19 protein-coding genes and 1 riboswitch are annotated in these 22970 nt (G+C 69.3%); of the genes, 5 read left to right on the top strand and 14 right to left on the bottom strand.

The genetic code is table 11. The features are described from left to right. Positions 1-49: 49 nt before the first annotated feature. Together LVJ59_RS12245 and LVJ59_RS12240 are read right to left on the bottom strand one after the other, a co-directional pair. The gene (locus LVJ59_RS12245; protein ID WP_232763269.1) at positions 50-880 is read right to left on the bottom strand and encodes an NAD(P)-dependent oxidoreductase; all 831 of its coding nucleotides are present in this window, start codon (positions 878-880) and stop codon (positions 50-52) included. 40 nt (positions 881-920) lie between these two features. Continuing rightward, complete coding sequence (locus LVJ59_RS12240) at positions 921-1679, bottom strand: SDR family NAD(P)-dependent oxidoreductase (protein ID WP_232763268.1); 759 nt, start codon at positions 1677-1679, stop codon at positions 921-923. Positions 1680-1830: 151 nt separating this feature from the next. On the opposite strand from LVJ59_RS12240, the gene LVJ59_RS12235 reads away from it, so the two are divergent. After that, positions 1831-2565 carry an aminoglycoside 3'-phosphotransferase gene (locus tag LVJ59_RS12235; RefSeq protein ID WP_232763267.1) on the top strand — a complete coding sequence of 245 codons (735 nt, stop codon included), beginning with the start codon at positions 1831-1833 and terminating at the stop codon, positions 2563-2565. Between the two features lie 6 nt (positions 2566-2571). Here LVJ59_RS12235 and LVJ59_RS12230 read toward each other — a convergent pair whose 3' ends face one another. From LVJ59_RS12230 to LVJ59_RS12215, 4 genes are all read right to left on the bottom strand, one after another. Continuing rightward, positions 2572-3945, bottom strand: a complete 1374-nt coding sequence (locus LVJ59_RS12230; protein WP_232763266.1) for a glutamate decarboxylase — start codon at positions 3943-3945, stop codon at positions 2572-2574. An 89-nt stretch (positions 3946-4034) separates the two neighbouring features. Then, the gene (locus LVJ59_RS12225) at positions 4035-4814 is read right to left on the bottom strand and encodes an energy-coupling factor transporter transmembrane protein EcfT (RefSeq protein WP_232763265.1); all 780 of its coding nucleotides are present in this window, start codon (positions 4812-4814) and stop codon (positions 4035-4037) included. Further along, positions 4811-6268, bottom strand: a complete 1458-nt coding sequence (locus LVJ59_RS12220) for an ABC transporter ATP-binding protein (RefSeq protein WP_374199082.1) — start codon at positions 6266-6268, stop codon at positions 4811-4813. Before LVJ59_RS12220 ends, LVJ59_RS12225 begins: the two co-directional genes overlap by 4 nt. Continuing rightward, positions 6265-6918: an ECF transporter S component gene (locus tag LVJ59_RS12215; RefSeq protein ID WP_232763263.1), complete on the bottom strand. Its 654-nt coding sequence runs from the start codon at positions 6916-6918 to the stop codon at positions 6265-6267. The genes LVJ59_RS12220 and LVJ59_RS12215 overlap by 4 nt, the downstream gene beginning before the upstream one ends. Further along, positions 6909-7020: riboswitch (TPP riboswitch) on the bottom strand. It overlaps the preceding gene by 10 nt. An 82-nt stretch (positions 7021-7102) precedes the next feature. Between LVJ59_RS12215 and LVJ59_RS18120 the strand changes: the two genes are divergently transcribed. Beyond that, the gene (locus LVJ59_RS18120; protein ID WP_232763262.1) at positions 7103-8959 is read left to right on the top strand and encodes a D-alanyl-D-alanine carboxypeptidase; all 1857 of its coding nucleotides are present in this window, start codon (positions 7103-7105) and stop codon (positions 8957-8959) included. Between the two features lie 72 nt (positions 8960-9031). On the opposite strand, the gene LVJ59_RS12205 is transcribed toward LVJ59_RS18120, so the two are convergent. Together LVJ59_RS12205 and LVJ59_RS12200 are read right to left on the bottom strand one after the other, a co-directional pair. Next, positions 9032-11284: an ABC transporter ATP-binding protein gene (locus tag LVJ59_RS12205; RefSeq protein ID WP_232763261.1), complete on the bottom strand. Its 2253-nt coding sequence runs from the start codon at positions 11282-11284 to the stop codon at positions 9032-9034. Then, a complete protein-coding gene (locus LVJ59_RS12200; protein ID WP_134352357.1) occupies positions 11281-13008 on the bottom strand; it encodes an ABC transporter ATP-binding protein in 1728 nt (575 codons plus the stop codon). Before LVJ59_RS12200 ends, LVJ59_RS12205 begins: the two co-directional genes overlap by 4 nt. A 232-nt stretch (positions 13009-13240) precedes the next feature. Between LVJ59_RS12200 and LVJ59_RS12195 the strand changes: the two genes are divergently transcribed. Both LVJ59_RS12195 and LVJ59_RS12190 read left to right on the top strand, forming a co-directional pair. Further along, positions 13241-14302 (top strand): hypothetical protein, encoded by a 1062-nt coding sequence (locus LVJ59_RS12195; RefSeq protein WP_232763260.1) that lies wholly within the window; start codon positions 13241-13243, stop codon positions 14300-14302. Then, positions 14302-14691: a GntR family transcriptional regulator gene (locus tag LVJ59_RS12190; protein ID WP_232763259.1), complete on the top strand. Its 390-nt coding sequence runs from the start codon at positions 14302-14304 to the stop codon at positions 14689-14691. Before LVJ59_RS12195 ends, LVJ59_RS12190 begins: the two co-directional genes overlap by 1 nt. Positions 14692-14860: 169 nt before the next feature. Here LVJ59_RS12190 and LVJ59_RS12185 read toward each other — a convergent pair whose 3' ends face one another. Beyond that, positions 14861-15922, bottom strand: a complete 1062-nt coding sequence (locus tag LVJ59_RS12185; RefSeq protein ID WP_232763258.1) for an enoyl-CoA hydratase/isomerase family protein — start codon at positions 15920-15922, stop codon at positions 14861-14863. Positions 15923-16034: 112 nt separating this feature from the next. Between LVJ59_RS12185 and LVJ59_RS12180 the strand changes: the two genes are divergently transcribed. Further along, positions 16035-18161, top strand: a complete 2127-nt coding sequence (locus LVJ59_RS12180) for an ATP-binding cassette domain-containing protein (protein WP_232763257.1) — start codon at positions 16035-16037, stop codon at positions 18159-18161. A 97-nt stretch (positions 18162-18258) separates the two neighbouring features. Here LVJ59_RS12180 and LVJ59_RS12175 read toward each other — a convergent pair whose 3' ends face one another. The 5 genes from LVJ59_RS12175 to hemC all read right to left on the bottom strand — a co-directional run bounded on the left by LVJ59_RS12175 (position 18259) and on the right by hemC (position 22968). Next, positions 18259-18708 (bottom strand): hypothetical protein, encoded by a 450-nt coding sequence (locus LVJ59_RS12175; RefSeq protein ID WP_131493338.1) that lies wholly within the window; start codon positions 18706-18708, stop codon positions 18259-18261. A 95-nt stretch (positions 18709-18803) separates the two neighbouring features. After that, positions 18804-20126: a glutamate-1-semialdehyde 2,1-aminomutase gene (locus LVJ59_RS12170; RefSeq protein ID WP_232763256.1), complete on the bottom strand. Its 1323-nt coding sequence runs from the start codon at positions 20124-20126 to the stop codon at positions 18804-18806. Positions 20127-20201: 75 nt separating this feature from the next. After that, entirely contained in the window at positions 20202-21179 is a 978-nt protein-coding gene (gene hemB / locus LVJ59_RS12165) for a porphobilinogen synthase (protein ID WP_232763255.1), read from the bottom strand. Next, positions 21176-21976, bottom strand: a complete 801-nt coding sequence (locus LVJ59_RS12160) for a uroporphyrinogen-III synthase (RefSeq protein WP_047520995.1) — start codon at positions 21974-21976, stop codon at positions 21176-21178. Before LVJ59_RS12160 ends, hemB begins: the two co-directional genes overlap by 4 nt. Beyond that, on the bottom strand, positions 21973-22968 hold the full coding sequence (hemC, locus tag LVJ59_RS12155) for a hydroxymethylbilane synthase (protein ID WP_232763254.1): 996 nt from the start codon (positions 22966-22968) through the stop codon (positions 21973-21975). The genes LVJ59_RS12160 and hemC overlap by 4 nt, the downstream gene beginning before the upstream one ends. Between the last annotated feature and the right edge of the window lie 2 nt (positions 22969-22970).

Here is a 22970-nt window from a genome sequence, read left to right as displayed (position 1 = left end):
GTCTCCCTGCCGGCGAGGCCAAAGCGCCCTGCCCGAATGAGGTGGGGGGTCAGTCGAGGAAGATGTCCGGGAAGAGCGCGCTGTCGGGAGTGCCGGGGATCGCGGCGTACCCGGAGAAATCGGTCACACCCTCACCTTCGAGCACATCCTCGACGATGAGCGACTGCCCGGTGTAAGAGCCCGCGGGCTTGAGCAGCACGGCGTAGGCGGCGTCCGCGTAGATGGCGGGCGTACGGCTCGCGGCCATCACCTTGTCGCCGCCGAGGAGGTTCTGCACGGCGGCCGTGGCGATGGTGGTGCGGGGCCACAGCGTGTTGGCGGCGATGCCGTCCCGCGCGAACTCCGCCGCGAGGCCGAGCGTGGCCAGCGTCATGCCGAACTTCGCGAGCGTGTAGCCGGTGTGCGCACCGAGCCACTTCGGCGTGGGGTTCAGGGGCGGCGACAGCGAGAGGATGTGCGGGTTCTCGGCATCCTTCAGGATCGGCACCGCCGCGCGGGACAGCATGAACGTGCCGCGCACGTTGACGTCCTGCATCAGGTCGTACTTCTTGGCGTTCAGGTCGAGCGAGCGCGAGAGGTCGATGACGCTGGCGTTGTTGATGACGATGTCGATGCCACCGAACTCGCCCTGCGTCTTCAGGACCGCCTCGGTGATGTCGTCGTCATCGCGGACATCGCCCACGATCGGCAGGGCATTGCCCCCGGCCGCACGGATCTGCTCCGCGGCGGTGTGGATCGTGCCCTCGAGCTTGGGATGCGGGGTGTCGGTCTTCGCGAGCATCGCGATGTTCGCGCCGTCAGCCGCGGCCCGCAGCGCGATCGCGAGGCCGATGCCACGGCTGCCGCCCGACATCAGGATGGTCTTGCCTGCCAGTGTCATGGATTCTCCTGGGTTCTCGATCGCGGTTCAGAGGGCGGGGTCAGCGCGGGGCCATGCGGATCGCGCCGTCGAGGCGGATGGTCTCGCCGTTGAGGTAGCCGTTCTCGACGATCTGCTCCACGAGAGCGGCGTATTCGTCGGGTCGACCGAGGCGGGCGGGGAACGGCACCTGCTGGCCGAGGGAGTCCTGTGCCTCCTGCGGCAGCCCCATCAGCATCGGCGTCTCCATGATGCCGGGCGCGATCGTGCAGACCCGGATGCCATGGCGCGCGAGCTCGCGCGCGATCGGAAGGGTCATCGCATGCACGCCGCCCTTCGACGCCGAGTACGCGGGCTGGCCGATCTGTCCGTCGAAGGCGGCCACGCTCGCGGTGTTGACGATGACGCCGCGTTCGTCGTCGTGGAGTTCGTTCTTGGCGATCACCGCCGATGCCTGCGAGACGACGTTGAACGTGCCGACGAGGTTGATGCGGATCACCCGTTCGAAGTCGGCGAGCACAGCCGGGTTGCCCTCGCGGTCGAGGACCTTGGCGGGCGGCGCGATGCCCGCGCAGTTCACCACCACACGCAGCGGTGCGGCGGATTGCGCGGCCGCGACGGCCGCCTGCACCTCGTCGGCGCTCGTGACGTCGGCGGCGACGAACAGCCCGCCGATCTCGTCGGCCACCTCCGCACCCTTCGACGAAGCGAGGTCGATGATCGTGACGTGGGCGCCCGCCGCGACGAGGCGACGTGCGGTCGCCAGGCCGAGCCCCGAGGCTCCGCCGGTGATGAGTGCACCCTGTCCGCTGATCTGCATCTGATGTTCTCCTTCGAACGTCGTCGTGCGACTGCTGTTGTGGAACGCGGTCCCAGCCTACGTGGTTCTTGGTGTCATCACGAATGGAGGTACGGCGTCGAAAGCGAGCCTACGACATCACTCCTGACGTGCCGTCGGGCAGGATGGATGGATGTCGATCCCCGCCGAAGACGTCGTCGTCCCCGAACACGTCCGCCTGCTCGCCCGGGGAGCCGACCTCGAATGTGTCTGGCGCAACGACTACGGCGGACTCACCTTCCGCGCCACCGGCACCGCAGAGCCGTTCTACATCAAGTGGGGGCCTCGGAACCTCGAATTCACGTTGAGCGACGAGGCAGAACGGATGAGGTGGGCGTCGGGCTGGATCACTGTGCCGACCGTGCTCGACGGCGGGGCGGACGACACGCACGAGTGGATGATCACTGCCGCCCTCGACGGCCTCAGCGCGGTGGACCCGCGATGGATCGCAGAGCCCGCGACCGCCGTGCGAGCAGTCGGCGAAGGGCTCCGCGCGATGCATGAAGCCCTCCCCGTGCGGGAGTGCCCCTGGGAGTGGAGCGTGCCTTCGCGCATCGCGAACGCGGAACGACGCGGGATCGCCGTGCCGGAAAGCCTCCGGACCGCTCCCGCGGTCGACCGCCTCGTCGTCAGTCACGGCGATGCCTGCTGCCCCAACACCCTGGTGGGAGACGACGGCCGCTGGCTCGCGCACGTCGACCTGGCTCTGCTGGGCGTGGCCGACCGCTGGGCCGACATCGCCGTCGCCTCCATGAGCACCGAGTGGAACTTCGGCCCCGGGTGGGAGGACGCTCTGATCGAGGCCTACGGAGTCGAACCCGACCGCGAGCGTCTCGCCTTCTACCGCGACCTCTGGAACGCGACCTGAGCACCCCTAGTGGTGGAACGCCGAGTCGGGGTGATCGGATGGCATCGGCGCGGTGAGGGCGTCGAGGTGGGCGACTTCCGCCGTGATCGCGTCCAGCAGGTCGGCGGCCAGGTCCATGCTCAGCCCGTTGCGCACGACGATCCGCTGCACCGTGATCTGCTCGAGATCCGCGGGCATCGGGTACGCCGGCACGAGCCATCCGCGCATCCGGAGACGGTCCTGCAGGTGGTACAGCGTCCAGTTCTTCGTATGGCCGTCCTTGAGGCGCCAGGCGAACACCGGGATGTCGCTGCCGTCGTTCCAGAGCTCGAAGGCGTCGAGCCCCGCGATCCCGGCCGACAGGTACTTCGCGACGTCCTGCGACTCCTGCTGCACGGCACGGTAGCCCTCGAACCCCAGCCGGAGGAACAGGTAGTACTGCAACAGCACTTGCGCCCCCGGACGCGAGAAGTTCAGCGCGAATGTGGGCATCTCGCCGCCGAGGTAACTGACCTTGAACACGAGATCCTCCGGCAGCCACTTCTCCTCGCGCCAGACCACCCATCCGAGACCCGGGTACACGAGACCGTACTTGTGGCCGGACGTACTGATCGAGTGCACGCGCTCGAGACGGAAATCCCACACGAGATCGGGTTGCAGGAACGGCGCGATCATCGCCCCGGAGGCACCGTCGACGTGGATGGGGATGTCGAGCCCGGTGTCCTTCTGGATCTCGTCGAGCGCCGCAGCGATCGCCGCCACCGGCTCGTACATCCCGGTATAGGTGACGCCCATGATCGCGACGACGCCGATCGTGTTCTCATCGACGTACTTCGCCAGATCGTGACCGTCGAGCGTCTTGTGCTCCTCGGAGATGGGGACGTAGCGCGGCTCGACGTCGAAGTAGTTGCAGAACTTCTCCCAGCACACCTGCACGGCGGACGACATCACCAGGTTCGGCGTCGACGTGTCCTTTCCCGCGGCACGTCGCGCCTGCTGCCAGCGACGCTTGAAGGCGAGGCCGCCCAGCATGCACGCCTCGGACGAACCGACCGTCGAGGTACCGATGGCCCCCGAGGCATCCGGCGCGTTCCAGAGGTTCGCCAGCATGTGCCAGCAGTTGTCCTCGATCGCCGCCGTCTGCGGGTACTCGTCCTTGTCGATCATGTTCTTGTCGAAAGACGAGGTGTACACCTGCTTGGCGTCGTCATCCATCCACGTGCTGACGAACGTCGCCAGGTTGAGGCGCGCATTGCCGTCGAGGATCGTCTCGTCCTCGACGATCTGCCTCGCCGTGGCAGGGAGCGAACCCTGGGGCGGGATCAGATGGCGCGGGGCGACCGACGCCTCCCCCGGGCGCGTGAACATCGGCTCGTAGCCGGAGGAGGGCGTGCTGCTCATACGAGAACCTTTCGGTGGAGGCGTCCTTGCGGCCTTGCCGCCCACCGTAGCGAGATCGCGCCGACGTATCGACCGGTTCGCGACAGACCCTAGCTCCACACGAAGCGGAACGTGCCCACGACGACAGCAGCGGCGAGCGCGAGCGCCATGATCGCGATGCCGCCCATCAGCGCCACTGCGTCTCTCGGGTGCAGCCGCGACGGACGCGACCAGGTGCGGGGGATGTCGGAGGCGAAGCCGCGCGCTTCCATCGCGAGTGCCAGTTTGGAGCCGCGCCTCACGGCGAACACGAGCAGCACGAAGGCCATGGAGAAGAACCGTCGGAGCACGCCCCGGTCCCCCACACCGCGCGCACGACGAGCCAGGCTCATGGTGCGCCAGTCATCGAGGAACAGGCCCAGCATCCGCGTACCGGCGAGGATGCCCAGCACGAAGCGACTCGGCAGCTTGGCGACCTGGGCCAGCGCGTCGGCGAGTTCGGTCGGGTCGGTGCCGCCGAAGAGCAGGATGGTGGGCAGCCCGAGCGCGACCACGCGCAGGCTCACCGCGATCGCGAGGGTGATGGAGTCCTCGCTGATCGTCGCGAACCCGAAGGTCCAATAGATCCGCCCGGCCGGTTCGGCGTACAGCAGCATGCTCACGCCGGCGATCGGCGCGAAGATCGCGATCGGCAGCAGCCTCCGCAGCACCGTCGAGGGGCGCAGTCTGGTCAACGGCAGGCAGAGCAACTGCAGGACGATCGCGGCCAGCGCGCTCGTGATGTCGATGGACGCGAACAACGGCACCGACAGCAGCACGGCGAGCACCAGCTTCGTCACCGGGTTCACCCCGTCGAGCCACACCGGCCGTGCGGTCTCGATCGCCGTCACGCTGCCGCCCCCAACTCGATGCGATGACCACCCAGGTGTCGGACCACGGCATCGTCGTGCGTCACCGCGATGATCGACCGTCCACGCGTGATCTCCTCCTGCAGGAGCGCGACGAGGGAGATCCATCCACGCCGGTCCTGACCGAACGTCGGCTCGTCGAGCACGATCACCTCCGGTGCCCCCGCCAACGCCGTCGCGACGGACAGCCGCCGCTTCTGGCCGCCGGAGAGCGTGAACGGGTTGGCCAGCGCGAGCGGCGCGAGGCCGAGTCGCTCGAGGAGATCATCGACGACGGCGTCCGTCCTCGCACGGTCCCAGCCGAGCGCGCGCGGACCGACAGCGAGCTCGTCACGCAGTGTCTGGGTGAGGAACTGGTGCTCCGGCTCCTGGAAGACCATGCCGATACGGGTGAGCAACTCGCGCGACGTCCACCGGATCGGGCGGGTGCCTTTGCGCCCCGCCAACTCGGGTGCCGACCGCACCTCTCCTGCTTCTTCGGGGATGAGTCCGGCGAGCGTGAGCGCAAGGGTCGATTTGCCCGCCCCGTTGGGCCCGGTGATCACGGTCGCGTTCGCTCGCGGTACGTGCAGGTCGAGTCCCGCCTGCACGACGACGCCCGTTTCCCTCGCAATCGAGAGCCCGGGGGCGGAGAGCGCATCGGGTGCCGTCACCCGCTCCAGCACGGGCAGGTCGATGCCCCGCTCGGGCACCCACACCCCGGCATCGGCGAGCACATCGCCGTGGACCGCGAACACGTGCTCGGGCGTCCCATCCGCGAGCAGCCCGCCGTCGGCCGCCAGCACGATCACACGCGTCATCAGATCGACCCAGACCGGCGTGCGATGCTCGACGACGATCAGTGTCGCACCGGAGGAGATCACCGCCCGCTCGACACTCGCCCGCACCTCGCGCACGCCCTCGGGGTCGAGGTTCGCGGTCGGCTCGTCGAGCAGCAGCAGGCCCGGGCGCATCGCGAGCACGCCGGCCAGCACCAGTCGCTGCTTCTGGCCGCCCGAGAGCGCCTTCGTGGGACGCTGCGGCGAGACGTCGAGGCCCACGGCGTCGAGAGCCTCCGCGACTCGGCCCGGGATCTCGGACGCCGCGACACCGAGATTCTCACAGCCGAACGCCACATCATCGCCGACTTTCGACAGCACGATTCCGGCATCGGGGTCCTGGAGGACGAGCCCCACGCGACCGTGCCGCGATTCCGGGGACGCGCCGTCGATGCGCAGGGCACCGGTGCGCTCCCCCTCGTCATCGCCACCCAGGACGCCGGCGAGACCGGCGAGCAGAGTCGACTTGCCCGCGCCCGATGCGCCGAGAAGCAGCACCCGCTCGCCCGGGTCGATCGTGAACGAGACGTCGGCGACGGCTGGGCACTTTCGACCGGCATACCGCCAGCCCCAGCCCGCAGCCTGCACGCGGGCCGGGGCGGCGAAGCTCACGCTCAGACCTCGCGCACGTGCTCTCGCCCGACGGCGAAGCGGTTGAGTGCGCCGGTGACGGCGAGGGCGCGCACGAGCAGCCACCCGACCACGCCCGCGAGGATCGCGCCCGAGATGACGACGCTGACCAGATAGATGGTGTTGAACTCGAGCGACTTCAGGATGTTCGGCGAGCTGCCGTAGAACAGCTCGAACACCCAGGCGGCGACCGCTGCGCCGACACCCGCGAGCGCGGCGACCACGATGCCGAAACGACGATAGAAGAACAGCGCGAAGATGATCTCCGCACCGAGGCCCTGCACGATGCCAGACAGCACGGTCGAGACGCCCCACACGTTGCCGATCAGCATCGACACGATCGCCGCGACCAGCTCGACCACCAGCGCGGCGCCCGGCTTGCGGATCACGAGGCCGCCGACGACGCCGCCGAGCAGCCAGATGCCGACGGCGATGCCGCCGAGACCCGGGGTCAGGGCGTCAGCGGCGCCGAACCAGGCGTAGCCGATGGTGTTCCAGCCCCAGAAGACGAGGCCGATCGCGACGCCGAGGACGGCGGCGACGACGATGTCGACGACGCGCCAGCGCCAGATCGACGTGGGTCGCAGACCGTTCGCGGCGGATGTCTGCTTCGCGGATGCGGACGTGGACGTACTCATCTGAACTCCTCCCTGCGCTGGCATGACCCAGATCAGGTTCGACGGTCGAAGCGCGATTCGCTCCCTCTCAGCCCGGCTCGCCGGACTCCCGTGGTTGTGCTGATGATCTTACCCGGTGGCGACACCGGCGTGGCGACAGGGCTTCGCGCCGCGGAACACGCCGGGGATTGGGTACCGTAAACGAGTGACCGCTTCAGATCCCGCCGACGAGGCGACGGGCGTCGTCAGCGACGACGGCTCGCGGACGGCCGCCCCCTCCGGGCCTGTGGACGACCTGGCGATCGCGTCGGACCCCGCCGCCCCCGCATCGGAGAGCGCCGCACCCTTCGCCGCCGATCGACTCTTCGCCGGCGACACGCCCCCGTCGGATCCCTCCGTCGTCTCCGCCGTCCCGGTCGACGCCGCCGCGATCGGCGCGCTGTTCACTGTGGACCGGACGCCCGCACGACGCCACGGCACGGCTTCGCCAGACGACCCCGCGCCGGCGTCCGATCCGGAGCCCGTGCTCGACCCGGAGCCCGTGCACGACCCGGAGCCGGCGCTCGACCCGGAGCCGGCGGATGGTCCCGCGACTCCGCCACTCACGAAGCCGCCCTTCCAGCCCCGCCGACGCGGCGAGGGTGAGGAGGCGCAGGAGCCCGATGAGGCCGAGGCGCTCGTCGACGGCGCGGCCGTGCAGTGGGCCGACGGCACGACGGGCGCGACCGCACTGACCTGGGTCGATGCCGCCGCCGTCGGTGCGCACACGGCCACGGCGACGTTCGAGCAGACCCCGGAAACCGAACAGAACGGCGGGCTCCTCCGTGGGGCTCGCCTGCGGCCGGCCATCGCTCGCCCGGGAATCCTGGTGCCGCTGGTCGCGCTCACCGCGCTGGTCGCCGGCTATGCGGGCACGACTTTGCTCTGGCCGCTGCACGAGGTTCCGCCGACGGCGCAGTCCGTCGAGTTCGACACGGTTCCCGCTCCCGCCGCGACGATCACCTGGCCGAGTGAGGGCAGCGCGTCCGTCGGCATCGCCGGGCTCACCACCGCGGCGTCGATCACCGATCCGGTGAGCATCGCGAGCATCACCAAGGTCGTGAGCAGCTTGATGGTGCTCGACCGCATGCCCCTCGCCCTCGGCGAGCAGGGGCCGGAGTTCGGCTTCACCTACGGCGACAGCGTGGACTACTGGAACTACCGGCGCAGCGATCAGTCTGCACTCGATGTCCCCGTCGACGGCGTCCTCACCGAGTACCAGATGCTCCAGGGCACACTCCTCGGGTCGGCGAACAACTACATCGACCGGCTGGTGTCCGAGATCTGGGGCTCGGACCAGGAGTTCGCGGCCGCCGCCGAGGTGTGGCTGCGCGATCGTGCGCTCACCGACATCACGGTGGTCACCCCCTCCGGTTTCGACGAGCGCAATGTGGCGACCCCTGCGGCCCTGATCAAGCTCGGTGAGCTGGCCATGCAGAACCCCGTGTTCGCGGAGATCGTCGGCACCCGGTCAGTGGACCTCCCGGGTGCGGGCACGGTCGTCAACACCAACGGGATGCTCGCCGATCCGGGCGTCGTCGGCATCAAGACCGGCACGCTGGTCGGCTGGAACCTGCTGACGGCGAAAGACCTGACGATCGGGGACACCACGGTGCATCTGTTCGCGGCGGCGCTGAATCAGGCGGGCGACGACGAGCGCCTCGCTCTCACCCGTTCGCTGTTCGCCGAGACGGAGGCCGCCCTGGATGCACAGGAGGCAGCCGTCGCGAAGGGCACGGTCGTCGGGCAGGTCACGACCGACTGGGGCGAGAAGGTCGACGTGGTCACCGAATCCGATGCCGATGTCGTGCTCTGGAACGGTGCTGTCGCCACTGCGACCACGGCCTTCGATCTCGGCGACAAGCGGGACGAGGACGCCACCGTGGGCACCTTGACCGCGGCCGGACCGCTCAACACCGCGACGGTTCCCCTGGTCCTGGCCGATGACGTCGAGGGGCCGAGCCCGTGGTGGCGCCTGACCCACCCCCTGGAACTGCTCGGGATCACGGACGACGGGTCCTGACACTTCGCTCGGCCGAGTACAGCACGACGCCCCATCCCGCGTGAGCAGGATGGGGCGTCTGCGTGATGCCGCTCAGTCGCGAGAGGCGGAGCCGTCGGCCCCCTCCTCGAGAAGCGCCTGGGCAGCAGCCGTCTCGGCGGCAGGAACCTGCGCCCCCACCGAGGCGCCGGCGACGGCCGCAGCCGCGTGCACGCTCTCCTCGTCCGCGTCACCGGTGACCACGACGGGCGTCGAGCCGGTGAGGGCCTCTTCGGCGTCGATGTCTGTGGCCGCCTGCTCGAACTGCGACTGGTACAGGCGCCAGTAGGCTCCTTGCGCGGCGATCAGCTCGTCATGTGTGCCCTTCTCCACGATGTCGCCGTGCTCCATCACGAGGATGAGGTCGGCATCGCGAATGGTCGACAGACGGTGCGCGATCACGAAGGACGTGCGTCCCTTGCGAAGGGCGGCCATCGCGTGCTGCAGCAAAAGCTCGGTGCGGGTGTCGACGGCCGACGTGGCCTCATCGAGGATGAGGATCGACGGCTGTGCGACGAACGCGCGCGCGATGGTGATGAGCTGACGCTCGCCCGCGGAGACGTTCGCGGCATCCTCGTCGAGCACCGTGTCGTAGCCCTCGGGGAGGGCGTGGACGAAGCGGTCGACGTAGGTCGCCTTCGCCGCGGCGAGGACCTCGTCGTCGGTCGCGGTGGAGCGACCGTAGCGGATGTTCTCGCGGATGCTCCCCGCGAACAGCCACGGATCTTGCAGCACCATCCCGGTGCGCGACCGCAGCTCATCCCGGGTCACCTCGGCGATGTCCTGACCGTCGAGCATGATGCGTCCGCCGCTGAGCTCGTAGAAACGCATGATCAGGTTGACCAGGGTCGTCTTCCCCGCACCGGTCGGCCCCACGATCGCGACGGTCTGCCCCGGCTCCACCCGGAACGACAGGTCTTTGATCAGCGGACGATCCGGCGTGTACGAGAATGCGACGTTCTCGAACTCGATGACGCCCTTGCCCTCGACGAGCTCCGGAGCATCGGCATCGTCTGCCTCCTGCTCGTCCGCGTCGAGAAGCTGGAACACGCGCTCCGCCGACGCCGTACCCGACTGGACCACCGCAGCCATGCCGCCGAGCTCGGAGAGCGGCTGCGTGAACTGCTGCGAGTACTGGATGAACGCCTGCACATCGCCGAGACGGAGCTGTCCGTTCGCGACCATCAGACCACCGAGCACCGCGATGCCCACGTAGCTGAGGTTTCCGACGAACATCATCGCCGGCATGATGATGCCGGACAGGAACTGCGCCTTGAAGCTGGCCTGGAACAGCTCTTCGTTCTCGGCCTGGAACTTGTCGAGCGCGTCTTTCTCACGTCCGAAGACCTTCACCAGCGCGTGGCCGGAGAACGCCTCCTCGACGCGGGCGTTGAGCCGTCCGACCTTGCGCCACTGCGTGCCGAAGGCCTTCTGCGAGCGCGGACCGATGATGCCGAAGATCACACCCATCAGCGGCAGCGTGATGAGGGCGACGAGCGCGAGCTGCCAGGAGATCGAGAACATCATCACGAGCACGCCGATGACGGTGAGCACGGAGGTGAGCGCACCGGACAGCGATTGCTGCATCGTCTGGGTGATGTTGTCGATGTCGTTCGTGACGCGCGAGATCAGCTCACCGCGCTGCACCTTGTCGAAGTACGACAGGGGCAGACGGTTGATCTTCGCCTCGACCGCCTCGCGCAGACGCCACATGGTGCGCACCATGATCACGTTGATGACGTACCCCTGGATCCAGGTGAGGAACGCCGCGGCGACATAGATGGCGAGGACAGCGGCGATGACCAGGCGCAGCGCGCCGAAGTCGACACCCTGACCGACGGTGAAGTCACCCAGCGCACCGACCTGATTCGCGAAGTCGTCCTGACCCGCGCCTCGCAGCGCCTCGACCACGACGTCCTGCGATGTTCCTGCCGGGAACCCCGGGGAGTCGCCGTTCGGCTGCCCGAGTTGGATGGAGATGAACCCCTTGTAGACGAGGTTCGTCGCCTCGGCGAGCACCTTGGGCGCGGCGACCGTCAGCACGACGCCCAGCGCACCCAGGATCGACACGAAGACGAACCAGAGTGCCGAGGGCTTCAGCAACCCGATCATGCGCGCGAAGCTCGGCCCGAAGTTGTCGGCCTTGCCCGGCGCGACGCTGTCCCAGTCGCCGGAGTTCTGTCGGGCCTGCTCCGCGAGCTCGGCCTCGTACTTCTCCTCCGCCGTCAGTTCGACCTCGGCCACGGGAGCCGTGGCCTTACGGCGGCTACGCGTGGGCTTGCCCTGTTCTTTGTTCTGCTCGCTCATGCGTCCACCCCCAGCTGCGACTCGACGATCTCGCGGTAGGTCTCGCTTGTCTCGAGCAGTTCCTCGTGCGTGCCGACGCCCACCATCGTGCCGCCGTCGAGGACGACGATGCGGTCGGCGTCCGTGATGGTGGAGATGCGCTGGGCGACCACGATCTTCGTCACATGCGGGAGCTCCCTCCACAACGCCTGGCGCAGCCGGGCATCGGTGGTCAGATCGAGCGCCGAGAACGAGTCATCGAAGACGAGGATCTGCGGCTGGTGCACGATCGCACGCGCGATCGCGAGACGCTGGCGCTGACCGCCCGAGACGTTCGTACCACCCTGCGCGATCCGCGAATCGAGTCCGTCCGGCATCTCCTCGACGAAGTCGCGACCCTGCGCGATGTCGAGCGCATGCCAGAGTTCTTCGTCGGTCGCATCTTCACGCCCGTAGCGCAGGTTCGATGCGACGGTTCCGGTGAAGAGGAAAGGACGCTGCGGCACCAGTCCGATGCTGTCCCACAGCGCCTCGACGTCGGCCTCGCGCACGTCCGTGCCGCCGACGTGCACCGCGCCGCCCGAGACGTCGAAGAGACGCGGGATGAGCGACACGAGCGTCGTCTTGCCCGATCCGGTCGAGCCGACGATCGCGACGGTCTCGCCCGGCTGCGCCGCGAAGCTGATGCCGGTGAGGACCGGCGAATCGGCTCCGGGGTAGGTGAACTCGACGTCGTCGAGCGCCAAGGACCCTGGTACCGGGAACTCGGTGACGCCGTTCTCGGGACGGATCAGCGTGGATTCGGAGTCGAGCACCTCGCCGATGCGCTCGGCCGAGACCGCCGCGCGCGGGATCATCATCGCCATGAAGCTCGCCATGATCACGCCGCCCATGATCTGGCCGATGTACTGCATGAAGGCGAACAGCGTGCCGACCTGCACCGTGCCGTTGTTCACCTCGATGCCGCCGAACCAGATGACCGAGACGACGGTGACGTTGAGGATGAGCATGAACAGGGGGAAGAGCAGCACGAACAGCGAGCCGACCTTGCGACCGACGACCATGATGTCGGTGTTGGCCCCGCGGAAGCGCTCCTCTTCGATGCCCTCGCGCACGAACGCACGGACGACGCGGACACCGGTGAGCTGCTCCCGCATGATGCGGTTCACGTTGTCGAGCTTGCCCTGGTAGCTGCGGAACAGTGGGACCATGCGCCCGATCACGAGAGCGGCGAGGATCAGCAGCAGCGGCACGGAGACCGCGATGAGCCAGCTGAGGCCGACGTTGGTCTGCACGGCGAAGATGATGCCGCCGATCGCGAGCAGCGGCGCCGTGACGAGCATGGTCGCGCCCATCATGGCGAGCATCTGCACCTGCTGCACGTCGTTCGTGTTGCGGGTGATGAGTGAGCCGGCACCGAACTGGGAGACCTCGCGCTCGGAGAAGCCGCTGACCTTGCCGAACACGTCGGAACGGATGTCGCGTCCGGCACCCATCGCGGCGCGCGCGGCGAAGTAGGTCGCGGTGACCGAGGCGATGATCTGACCCAACGAGACCGTGAGCATGAACAGGCCGGTGCCCCAGATGTAGGCGGTGTCACCGCGGGCGACGCCCTTGTCGATGATGTCGGCGTTCAGGCGCGGGAGGTAGAGGGTCGCTGCCACGCTGGCGAGCTGGAAGACCAGCACCGCGAGCAACAGCCACCGGTATCGAGAGAGATAGCGAAAGAGGATTTTTCCCAGCACAGGCGGACTTTCTAGGAAGGATGACGCGGCGGGTTTCTCGGCAGACGGATGCCGACCGACAACCGGCCACAAGACAGAGTGCCACGATCCGCGGACATTCGTATCCCCCTTTGGACGGACCTTCGCTGACAGCGAACCGGTTTCCCGTACGATCAGCGGTTCGGTCCGAGCTTGTATTTAGGAACTGATACAACTTGTGATAGACATGCAGTACAAAGAGAACGGACTCCGCATGCCTGACCTTTTCACCTCCCCGCTCGCCTCCGCTCCGTGGCGCCTGGATGGCTGGCAGATGCTCGGCGCGCTCTTCACGATGCCGTGGGTCTCTCTGGTCGTCGCGGCGGTCATCGCGTGCGGCATCTGCGTGTTCCCCGGAAGGCGCGCGCAGAGGGAGAGCCGGATGCGGCTCGGGGCGGCCACAGCCGGCGGCGTCGTCGCCCGCTACTCGCGAGAGCACCGCACGCTCGGCCTGACGGCGATCGGAGTGGTCGTCGTCTTCCTCGCCGAGAATCTGATCTCCGGATACGTGGTCGATCTCAACGGCGTCATCTCCTGGTGGCGGTACGCGATGCCGGTGTTCACGGCGTCCGTCGGCATCGGACTCCTGCTCGCGATCGTCGCGACCCTCGGGAGCACACCCCCGGAACGACCGGTCGCCGTTCCCCGCCGCACGTGGCTGACCTTCAGTCCGCGCGCAGGAACGGCGGGATCCGCCCTCGCAGCGCTTGCTCTCACGGCGACCACGGTCCTGGCCGGTCTCGCTTCGTCGAACATCAACGGGGGTCCCTATGTCTTCCTCGAGATCGCGATCAACAACGAGCCGATCGACCCGCTCCGACCCTGGTTCTACGGCTGGGCGTACGGCATCCCCGTGCTGATCTGCACCGCGGTCCTCCTGGCAGTCATGGTGGCCGCGCTCCACGCGAGCGCCGTCCGCCCGTTCCTGCGCCCGGAGACGGTGGCCGCAGAGCAGCGGGAACGCCGCGATGTCGCGACGGCGATCACCCGGACGGCGACGTCGGCGCTCCTCCTCACCCTTGCGGGGGCGTGGCGGTTCATCGCCGATGCCGGATCGGTCGTCGGTCTGGCCGTCCAGCGCGACGGCGGCTCGGACTCCTACACGGCATTCTGGCGATACGGCGAGATCGCAGGTGTCGGAGGCGGTCTGGCACCGTTGCTGGAGATCGCCGCCTTCGTGCTCCTCTTCCTGGTGATCGGGCAGCTGTACCCGCGCGATCACGGCGCGCGTACGGGCTCCGAGGCCGAGAGCCCCGCCGACAGCGAGGCCGTGTGATGAGCCCGAATCCGAAGCTCTCGGCGGCAGATGAGAGCAATCCTGCGCTCGACATCTACCGGCAGTTGCGCGGCCTCATCGTCTCGGGCCAGCTCGGTGCCGGCGAACGACTGCCGACCGTCCGCCAGACGGCGAGCGATCTGGGCGTCGCTCCCGGCACCGCCGCACGCGCCTACAAGATGCTCGAGGCGGACGGACTGGTGATTTCGCGCACCGCCGCCGGCACGCGTGTCTCCGAGTCGGCCGGGGTCCTCCCGGCCTCGGTGATCCGCCGCCTCCGTGACCTGGTCGACGAGGCCGACCCCCTCGGCGCCGAGCTCGACGACATCGTCGATGTGCTGCGGACGATCTGGCAGTCGCGGACGACGCCAGAGGACGCCGGGGAGTAGCCCGATCCCGCTCCGGCCCGGCCCACCTGTCGGGGACTCCCTGCCCGCCTGTCGGGAGTTCCGGGCCGAACCGACTGGAAACGGCCGAAACCGTCCGACAAGCGGGCACACTCCCGACTGGTGTGCACCGCACGCGGGCACACTCCCGGCGGCCCCACACCGCGCAGCGTCAGAACAGCGGCGGACGGGGCACGTACGCCCGCGCCGGGGCGCCGGCGTCCGGCGCGAGCTCGGCCAGCGTCGGCGGGTCCCACTTCGGGTTGCGGTCCTTGTCGACGAGCTGCGCGCGGATGCCCTCGACGAGGTCCGGGTGCTCGTTGACGAACCACAGCACCCGCCGGTACTCGCCCTCGAGGGCGGCGCGCAACCCCGGGAGCTCGCGCGCTTCGCGCACGGCATCGAGCGTGACCGTGAGGCCGGTGGGGGCGAGGCCCGCCAAGAGCTCAGCCGTGGCGGCGGCCTCCGTGGTGTCCTGCGCCTCCAGGCGGTCGATGATCTCGCTCACGGTCGCGGCCGAGAACGCTTCGTCGACCCACGCCTTCGATGCGGGCAGCTGCGTGGGCTCCGGCGTCTCGTCGAAGAGCAGGACGATCTCGCTCGGGCCTGTCGGATCCGCACGGAACGCGAGGGCCTCCCTCAGCGCGTCCAGACGATCGGACGGCACGAAGTGGTCGGCGAACCCCAGGTAGACGGCATCCGCTCCGCTCATCGTCGCGCCGGTCAGTCCGAAGTACTCCCCGAAGCGGCCGGGCGCTCGTCCGAGCAGCCAGGTGCCGCCGACATCGGGTGTGAACCCGATCCGGGTCTCGGGCATCGCCAGCTTCGAGCGCTCCGTGACGATGCGGATCGCCGCATGACCGGCCAGGCCGATCCCTCCGCCCATCGTGATGCCGTCGGCGAACGCCACGACCGGCTTCGGATACTCCGCGATCATCGCGTTCAACGCATACTCCGCGCGGAAGAACTCGGCGGTGCGCTCGGACTCCCCGGCGACGATCTGGGCGTGCAGCGCACGCACGTCTCCGCCGGCGCACATGCCGCGTTCCCCCGCCCCGTCGATCAGCACGATCTGCACGTCGGTGTCGTCGCGCCAGGCGTCGAGCGCCTCGGTGAGCGTCTCGATCATCCCCTCGTCGAGCGCGTTGATCGCCTCCGGACGATTGAGGGTGAGCCGCCCGAGTGCTCCTTCGGTGCGGATGAGGACACGGGATGCAGCCTGGGATTCGGTCACGCGTGCCAGGTTACCGCTTCGCCGAGGGCGGAGATTCCGCGCGAAATGCGGGATCCGACAGGCTTTTCCGGCAGGATAGGGAGGAACTGTTCACTGCGACGAGAGGTCACGGATGCCTGAAGGACAGGTGCTGGAGTTCACGCACGTGACGAAGCGCTTCAATGAGGTGACCGCCGTCTCGGACTTCTCCGCGCGCGTCGAGCCCGGCGCCGTCACCGCCTTCCTCGGCCCGAACGGAGCCGGCAAGACCACCACCCTGCGAATCCTCCTCGGTCAGGTGCGCGCCACCTCCGGAACGGCCACGATCGGCGGGACGGCCTACGCGGAGCTCCGCCAGCCGCTGCGCACCATCGGTGCCGTCCTGGAAGAGACCGTCTATCGTCCTCGGCGCACCGCCGAACGTCAGCTGACGATCGCCGCCAAGGCGAACGGCATCCCGCTGGCCCGCGTCGGAGAGGTTCTGTCCCTCGTCGGCTTGGACTCCGAAGGCGACTCCCGGATCGGCGGCTTCTCGCTCGGCATGCGTCAGAGGCTGAGCGTCGCGCACGCCCTTCTCGGCGACCCGGGTGCGCTCGTCTTCGACGAGCCGGCCAACGGGCTCGATCCCGAGGGCATCCGCTGGATGCGCCTGCTGATGCGCCGCCTCGCCGACGAAGGACGCACGGTACTCGTGTCCTCGCACGTCCTCAGCGAGGTGGAGCAGGTCGCCGACAACGTCCTGGTCCTCTCGAAGGGCCGGTTGGTGCTGGCGAGCGGTATCGAGACGCTCGCCGACCCGCAAGGCGGCTCCGTCATCGTGGATGCCGCGGATCGTGGTGCGCTTCGTGTCGCGCTCGACGCGGCAGGATTCGACATCGAGGTCCTGCGCTCCGGCCTGACCGTGCGAGGCGGCGACGCCGGGACCGTCGGAGCTGTCGCCGCGGAGGCCGGAATCGCCCTGAGCACGCTCGTGCAGCGCGGCCCGACCCTGGAAGACGTCTTCATCGACCTCATGCGCGGCGGCCGACTCGCGCCCCGCGCAGACACGAACACGCCGCCGCTCGACGCGCCGGTGCTCGCCGCCACGCCTGACGACGCCGATTCCGAGCGCGCGGAGCCCGACTCTGCTGCCACCGACTCCGCTGCCACCGACTCCGCTGCCACCGACTCCGCTGCCACCGACTCCGCTGCCACCGACGCCGCTGCCACCGACGCCGCTGACGCCGAGTCCACGGTCGCCATCCCGGTAGCCGCCGCCGCGGCCTGGGCCGCCGAGGCCGCCGCCGCACCCGCCGGTGAAGCCGTCGGCGATGACCTGGCCGCAGCGGCTTCGGCGTCGGCGACCGTCGACGAGGATTCGAACGACGGCATCTCCGGGCTGTTCACCCCCGAGACGGACGACGAGACGCCGGTGGATGCCGCTCCCGTCGCTGCAGCCGCATCCGAGGCGGACGAACCGCTCCCCCACGAAGACCACGAAGATCGTCACGGCGACGAGGACCACGGTGACACGAGCCGGGACGACGAGACCCACCAGGCCGAGGAGCCCCCGGCGCGGTCATTCGACGAGATCCTGTTCGGTGCGGCAGCCCCCGTCGCCTCCCCCGCGGCCACAGCTGACCCGGAATCGCCGCGCCACGACGTCGCCGAGGTCTTCACGAGTGAAGATCCCGAGACTGACACTCCCGCACAGACCTCTGAGCACGACGGCACTACCGCAGACGACACCGCCGCAGACGACACCGACACAGACGACACCGACGACACTGCCGGAGACGAGCAGATCGTCAGCACGGACGGCGCCGACGCCCACGACGACGACGCAGCGGAGGACGATGCCCCCGCCGGTGTCGAGATCTTCGCCGACCTCGACACCGCCGCGGACGTCGACGGCGGCGAGGACACTGCCGAGACCGAGGAGGACGCCGATCCGCGGTCGGCAGCCGTCAGCTCGATGCTCGCCGCGGCCGCACGCGCGTACTACGAGGACGTGCCGAAGGACTACCCGCTGGGGCGGGACGTCGAGGCCACCGACGATGCGCCCGTCGAGGACGGTGCCCACTGGAGCGTCGCCTCCACCGGCGTGATCGACACCGTTCCGCTGGCCGAGCCCGAGCCCGAGCCCGAGTCCGAGGAAACGAGCCTCGAGGAATCCGGCGACTCCGAGGCCACCGGCGGCCAGGATCACGACGGCGGCCAGGATCCCGACGGCGAGAACCACGACGGCCAGAACCATCACGGCGAGACCCACCACGGGTGACCCGCCCGCTCATGCAGCAGAACGCCCTCCCGGCCTGACGGCTGCGGAGGGCGTTCCCTGTCGTGGGGCGCGGATTCGCGCGTCGGTCGCCCTGTGCTCAGGCGGGCCGGGGGCGGATGACCGGTCGGCGGCTCCCCTTCGTCACGGGGGTCGGCGCCGTGGCGACGATCTCCTCGACGTTCGCGGGCTCCGAGGACACGTCGAGTCGGAGCGCCTGTGTGAGCGCGAGGCCGTGCCGGGTCGTGAGGATCAGGCGGCGGTACTGATCGTCGCCCTCGAGGTCGATGACGACGCTCGGGCGACGGCGGCGGATGAGCACGAAGTCGAGGCTGCCCGCGGCCTTCCAGCTTCCCGCGGCCAGGACGCCGGGGATGTGCGTGCCGGGATTCGGCACCCCTCGCAGCCAGGTCCACGCGTCGTCGGTCAGCTGGACCTTGGTGATGGTGTCGCGCACGATCCGGAGGTTCTCGCGGTGGAATGTCGCGGCTCGTTCCAGCGGCGAGAGCACGACTTCGAGTTGCGTCTGGTCCAGCAGCAACGTCACCATGACACTTAGTCTGCCAGCGCCGCCCTGCCAGTTGTCTGGAAGTTGCTCACAGGAACGCAACGATCCCTTGTGGGGTCACGCCATTCCCCGGCACACTACGGGCGAGCCGCCGCCGCGGCCTCCGCGGCAGACGGCAGCGCCGCTTCAATGAGCCCGAGCTCCTCGTCACCGTGCGCGGCGGTCAGGAACCAGGCCTCGAAGACACTCGGCGGCAGGGCCACACCCTGCTCCCGCAGCGTGTGGAAGAACGGCGCATAGCGGAACGACTCCTGCGCCTGGGCCTCGGCGTAGTTCCGCGGCACGGAGGCGCGGAACGAGGCGCTGAACAGGTTGCCCGCCCGCGCGACCGCGTGCGTGACCCCGGCAGACGTGAGCGCGGAATCCAGCGCCGCGGAGAGCCTAGCGGAGGCGGCATCGACGGTCGCATAGACCTCGGGCGTCGCGAGCCGCAACGTCGCGAGGCCCGCCGCGACCGACAGCGGATTCCCCGAGAGCGTCCCCGCCTGATACACCGGCCCCAAGGGAGCCAGCAGGTCCATGACCTCGGCCCGCCCACCGAGCGCGGCCAGCGGCATCCCCCCGCCGACGACCTTGCCGAAGGTGACGATGTCGGGCAGGTAGTCCTCGCCCTCCGAGGCCTGCAGTCCCCAGAAGCCTGCGGGGTGCACGCGGAACCCGGTGAGCACCTCGTCGAGGATCATCAGCGCACCGTGCGCGTGCGCGGTCTCGGCGATCCGACGGTTGAATCCCGGCAACGGCGGGACGACGCCCATGTTCGCAGCCGACGCCTCGACGATCACGGCGGCGATCCGCTGTCCGTGCTCGGCGAACACCGCGGCCAGCGCCTCGGGGTCGTTGTACCCGATCACGAGCGTCTGCGCAGCGATGGGAGCCGGTACCCCTGCCGATCCGGGGAGCGCCAGGGTCGCGACACCGGAACCCGCTTCTGCGAGAAGACCGTCCGAGTGGCCGTGATAGTGCCCGGCGAACTTCACGAGCAAGTCGCGGCCGGTGGCTCCGCGCGCGAGACGGATCGCCGTCATGGTGGCCTCGGTTCCGGTGGACACCAGTCGAACGCGTTCGATCGGGCGGATCTCGCCGAAGCGGACCCGATCGGCGATCAACGCCGCGAGTTCCACCTCGCCCTCGGTCGGAGCACCGAACGACAGCCCGCGGGTCGCGGCCTCCTGCACCGCGGCGACGACTTCCGGGTGCGCGTGTCCGAGGAGCGCGGGCCCCCACGAGGCCACCAGGTCGACGTACTCGCGCCCTGCCGCATCCGTCACCGTGGCGCCCGTGGCCGACGCCAGGAAACGCGGTGTCCCCCCGACCGAACCGTAGGCGCGCACCGGCGAGTTCACGCCGCCGGGGATCACCGCCCTGGCAGCGGAGAACAGGTCGTCATTGCGGTCGGTCATGAAAGCTCCTTGCGATGCACGGAGCCGTCCCGGCATCCCTTCCAGGCTAACCGTCGTGCACGGTCTCCGAAGACGTCAGTCGCGCAGCCAGGCCGCAGCCTCGGTCGCCCAATAGGTCAGCACCGCATCCGCGCCTGCCCGTCGGATCGACAGCAGGGATTCGAGCACAGCGGCCCGCCGGTCGATCCAGCCGTTCGCGCCGGCGGCCTCGATCATCGCGTACTCGCCGGAGACCTGGTACGCCCACACCGGAACGCTCACGGTGTCGCGCACCTCCCGCAGCACGTCGAGGAACGCCATCGCCGGCTTCACCATCACGATGTCGGCGCCCTCGGCCTCATCGACGACGGCCTCACGCACGCCCTCGCGGCGGTTGCCGGGGTCGAGCTGGTACGTGCGCCGGTCACCCTTCAGCTGCGAGTCGACAGCCTCACGGAACGGTCCGTAGAAGGCGCTCGCGTACTTCGCGGCGTAAGCGAGGAGAAGCGTGTCGGTGAAGCCCTCGGCATCCAGGGCAGCGCGGATCACCGCGACCTGGCCGTCCATCATGCCGGAGAGCCCGAGGAGCTGCGACCCCGCCCGCGCCTGTGCGAGCGCCATCGAGGTGTACCGCTCCAGCGTCGCGTCGTTGTCGACCGAGCCGTCGGCCGCGAGCACGCCGCAGTGACCGTGGTCGGTGAACTCGTCGAGGCAGAGGTCCGTCTGGACCACGAGTGCGTCGCCGACCTCGGCCGCGAGCGCCGCCGTGGCGAGGTTGAGGATGCCGTGCGGGTCGTCGGCGCCGGAGCCGCGGGCGTCGCGGACCTCCGGGACGCCGAAGAGCATCACACCGCCGACACCCGCTTCCGCCGCCTCCACCGCTGCCGCGCGCAAGGAGTCGATCGAGTGCTGCGCGACACCGGGCATCGAGCCGATCTGCACCGGTTCGGTGAGTCCTTCGCGGACGAACAGCGGGAGCACGAGCTGCCGCGGCTCCAGCGAGGTCTCGCGCACGAGGTCGCGCACGGCCCGAGACCGGCGCAACCGCCTCAGGCGAACATCGGGGTAGCTCACGGTGCGAACTCGTCGGCCGCGTGCGGAAGGGTGAAGTGCGAGACGGCGTCGATCAGTGCGTCGATCGTCTGCCGGTCGGCGACCACCGACACGGGCAGTCCTGCGAGCTGGGCGTCCCTCGCCGTCCGTGGGCCGATCGCGGCGAGCAGCGTCTCATCCGGGATCTCCGGGAACTGCTCGCGCACCTGCTGGGCGACCGAGCCGCTGGTGACGAGGATCGCGTTGATGCGGCCGTTCTCGACATCGCGGCGGATGCGCTCCGTCACCGGGACGCCGACCGTCCGGTAGGCGACGACACCGTGGACATCGTGCCCCGCCTCGGAGAGCAGACGACTGAGCACCGGCTTGGCGATCTCGCTGCGCAGGGCGAGGATGCGGCGCGGTTCCTTCTCGAGTCCGATGAGCTGCCGCGCCATCCCCTCAGCGGAGTTGTCCTGCTCGGGGACGAGCGCGACCTCGTAGCCGACGGCCTGCAGAGCAGCGGCCGTCGTCTCACCGACCGCGGCGATCTTGGTCGATCGCGGCACGATCGCCCGATGGGCGAAGAGGACGTCCACGGTCGTCGCACTGGTGATCGTGAGCCAGTCGAACTCTCCGGCGGCGAGCTGCGCGAGCGCGGTGTCGAGCGTCGCCTGGTCGGTGGTCGGGGCGAAGTTGATCAGCGGCGCCACGACGGGGACGGCGCCCAGCGCCCGAAGGCTCGCGGCGACGCTGTCGCCCCACGGCCCGCCACGGGGCACCAGAATGCGCCAGCCGTCCAGCGGTCGGTCCTGCTTGATTTCTTCGGAAGTGGTCATGAGGATTGCTCTCGGGATACGAGGCCGGCCGCCCCTTGATCGAGCAGCCGACGGGCAACAGTGAACCCGAGCTCGCGCGCTGCGTGCATCGGGTCTGCACCATCGGCAGCATCCGCTCCATTGCCACTGCCGTTCCGACGAATATACTCCCCGTTCAGGTCTTCGGTGACGTCGAGGCCGATCCGGCGCCCACCGTCCGTCGCGTAGACCACCGTTCTGACACGGATCGACGAGCCGTCGACGACGGCATGCGCGGCCATCGGCGCCTGGCATCCGGCATCGAGTCCTTGCAGGATCGCGCGCTCCACCGTGATGGCCAGCCGGGTGTCCCTGTCATCGAGACCGGCGAGGGCGTCGAGCAGCTCCTGGGGCGCGTCCGCACGGGTCTCCACCGCGAGCGAACCCTGCCCCGGAGCGGTCGGCCACTCGGCGAGCCCGAGCTCCTCGCGCTGGAGGGGAGTCCTCGCATCGAGCCGCGACAGCCCTGCCGCAGCGAGGATCACGGCATCCAGCTCGCCCGAGACGACCCGCGCGAGACGTGAATCCACGTTCCCCCGGATGTCGACGACCTCCGCACCCGGCGCGCGCCGATGGACCTGGGCGATGCGCCGCGGAGAACCGGTGCCGACCGTGCTGCCGGAACGCAGCTCGTGGAGCGGGACGCCGTCGCGGGTGAGGACCACGTCTCGCGGATCCTCTCGTTTCGGCGTCGCGGCGATCACGAGCCCTTCGGGGACTGCGGTCGGCAGGTCCTTGAGCGAGTGGACGAGGAAGTCGCACTCCCCCGCGAGCAGCGCCTCGCGCAATCGCGTGGCGAAGATGCCCTGGCCACCGATCTCGGACAGGGAGGCACGGTTCGTGTCGCCCTCGCTGGTGATTGGGACGAGTTCGACAGGGCGACCGGAGAGCTTCTCGAGCGCGGTCGCGACATGGCCCGATTGCGCCTGCGCGAGCGCGCTGCGACGGGTTCCCAGACGGATGGGGGTGCTCATGG

The organism is Microbacterium sp. KKR3/1 (assembly GCF_021272365.1).
GTDB lineage: Bacteria > Actinomycetota > Actinomycetes > Actinomycetales > Microbacteriaceae > Microbacterium > Microbacterium aurugineum.
The sequence above is the reverse complement of the archived record's forward strand: the minus strand, read 5'-3'. Positions and strand labels throughout refer to the sequence as shown.